Origin of the sequence: Bradyrhizobium sp., from assembly GCF_016213215.1 — a bacterium.
Classification (GTDB): domain Bacteria; phylum Pseudomonadota; class Alphaproteobacteria; order Rhizobiales; family Xanthobacteraceae; genus Bradyrhizobium.
The window spans coordinates 1-2,247 of sequence record NZ_JACRAW010000095.1 but is presented as its reverse complement, the minus strand read 5'-3'; the positions used below and the strand labels follow the sequence as shown (position 1 = coordinate 2,247).

The following is a 2,247-nucleotide window of genomic DNA, read 5'->3' as shown; positions in this document are numbered from 1 at the left end:
GCGGTGTTCGACACCGAGTAGTTCATGTTGGCGATGCCGCCTTCGTAGATCAGGTCGACGATCAGCTTCATCTCGTGGATGCATTCGAAATAGGCCATCTCCGGCGCGTAGCCGGCCTCGCACAGAGTGTCGAAACCGGCCTTCATCAGTTCGACCACGCCGCCGCACAGCACGGCCTGCTCGCCGAACAGGTCGGTCTCGCATTCCTCCTTGAAGGTGGTCTCGATGATGCCGGCGCGGCCGCCGCCGATCGCCGAGGCATAGGACAGGCCGAGATCGTGGGCGTTGCCGGAGGCGTCCTTGTGGATCGCCAGCAGGCAGGGTACGCCGGCGCCGCGCTGGTATTCCGAGCGCACGGTGTGACCGGGGCCTTTCGGCGCCACCATCAGCACGTCGAGGTCGGGACGCGGCTCGATCAGGTTGAAATGCACGTTGAGGCCGTGCGCGAACATGATGGCCGCGCCCTGCTTCATGTTGGCGTGCAGGTGGTCGCGATAGATATCGCCCTGCAATTCGTCGGGGGTGAGCATCATCATGACGTCGGCCCATTTGGCGGCTTCCGCCACTTCCATCACCTTGAATTTCTCGCCCTCGGCCTTCTTCACGCCGGCCGAGCCCTTGCGCAGCGCCACCGCCACCTCTTTCACGCCGGAATCGCGCAGATTGAGCGCGTGGGCGTGGCCCTGGCTGCCATAGCCGATGATGGCGACCTTTTTGCCCTTGATCAGGTTCAGGTCGGCGTCGCGGTCGTAGTAAATACGCATGATTTCTTACCCCTAGTCGGGCCGATGATGAGGCCACTCGCTATCGAACGTCATGGCCGGGCTCGTCCCGGCCATCCACGGCTTTATGTGCGGCAGTCGATAGCAAGACGTGGATGCCCGGCACAAGGGCCTGTGCTCGGGCCGGCGAAGCCGGACCCGAGTGCCGGGCATGACGAAATTTATCGATAGCGACGCATTTCCCTATTTCCCGTCCCGCTTGCGCTGGATCTGCCGCCGGCCGGCATAAAGCAGCAGAAAACTGGCCGCCACCAGCCCGTATTTGATGGTCTCCGGCATCTGCGAGCCGGCTTCGAAGCAGGTGCCGCCCTGTTTGGCGAAGCCGACGTTGAAGCAGCGCTGGCCTTCCGGCGTCGTATAGGGCGAGGTCAGCACGCCCATGACCAGCAGCGGGATGGCCAGAATGGTCAGCGCCATCGGCTACATCCCCGCCGGGCCGCGCACGATGACGGCGATGCCGGTGCGGGCCACCTCGACCAGGCCGAGGGGCATATCACGCAGCCTTGGCCACATAGCGTTTAACCTTGATGTTTTTCGCCCGCTTGCGGATTTGCGCCGCATCGTAGGCCGCCTGGATGCGCAACAGGTGATCGACCTCGGGGCCAAATGCCTTTTCGACCCGTAGTGCAAGTTCGGGCGACAATGATGCCTTGCCGTTCACCACGGCCGACAAGGTTGCACGGCGCACGCCAAGGATTTCGGCCGCCTTAGTAATGCTGATCCCCAGCGGTTCCAGCACGCCCCAGTAAATGACATCGCCTGCATGCGAAGGATTCTTCATCGGCATGGTGCGCTACTTTCCGTGGTAATCTTCAAGATCGATCTCTGCGACGTTCTTCTCTATGAGCTTGAATGTAAGCCGGTAGTTACGCGTTACGACCATGGCCCATGTGCCTCGACGGTCGCCTTTCAGTTGATGCAGACGCCACCCGGAATATCGTTCGATCTCGACGAGCTTTTCAGCCTCGCTCACTGCCGTCAGCATAGCGCGAATCTTTTCGACCTGCTTTGGCGGCAATCCGCGGATATCGTCATCCCGCCAAAATCGCTCCAACGCCTTATGACGGAAGCCGATGATCCGCATAATCAACTGTACGGTATAACCGTACGATTGTCAAACCTCGGTTCACATCCCCGCCGGGCCGCGCACGATGGCCGCGATGCCGGTGCGCGCCACCTCGACCAGGCCGAGGGGAAGCATCAGCGCCACGAACTGCTCGATCTTGTCGCTGTTGCCGGTGATCTCGAACACGAAGCTCTCGGTGGTGGCGTCGATCACGCGGGCACGGAAGGCGTCGGCCAGTCGCAGCGCCTCGACCCGGCTCTCGCCCTTGCCCTTCACCTTGACCATGGCCAGCTCGCGCTCGATGGCGCGGCCGGTCAGCGTCATGTCGACCACGCGGTGCACCGGCACCAGGCGGTCGAGCTGGTTCTTGATCTGCTCGATCACCATCGGCGTGCCCGT

5 protein-coding genes are annotated in these 2,247 nt (G+C 62.3%); all 5 read right to left on the bottom strand.

All coding sequences use genetic code 11. The annotated features are described in order from the left end of the window. On the bottom strand, positions 1-764 hold a 764-nt coding region (ilvC, locus tag HY852_RS16020), incomplete at its 3' end, for a ketol-acid reductoisomerase (RefSeq protein WP_291605750.1). A gap of 201 nt (positions 765-965) precedes the next feature. Further along, a complete protein-coding gene (locus HY852_RS16015) occupies positions 966-1,199 on the bottom strand; it encodes a hypothetical protein (protein WP_291605749.1) in 234 nt (77 codons plus the stop codon). Positions 1,200-1,275: 76 nt separating this feature from the next. After that, positions 1,276-1,569: a HigA family addiction module antitoxin gene (locus tag HY852_RS16010; protein WP_291605748.1), complete on the bottom strand. Its 294-nt coding sequence runs from the start codon at positions 1,567-1,569 to the stop codon at positions 1,276-1,278. 6 nt (positions 1,570-1,575) lie between these two features. After that, positions 1,576-1,866 (bottom strand): type II toxin-antitoxin system RelE/ParE family toxin, encoded by a 291-nt coding sequence (locus HY852_RS16005; RefSeq protein WP_291605747.1) that lies wholly within the window; start codon positions 1,864-1,866, stop codon positions 1,576-1,578. A gap of 42 nt (positions 1,867-1,908) precedes the next feature. Beyond that, a partial coding sequence (ilvN, locus tag HY852_RS16000) for an acetolactate synthase small subunit (RefSeq protein WP_291605746.1) occupies positions 1,909-2,247 on the bottom strand: 339 nt, incomplete at its 5' end.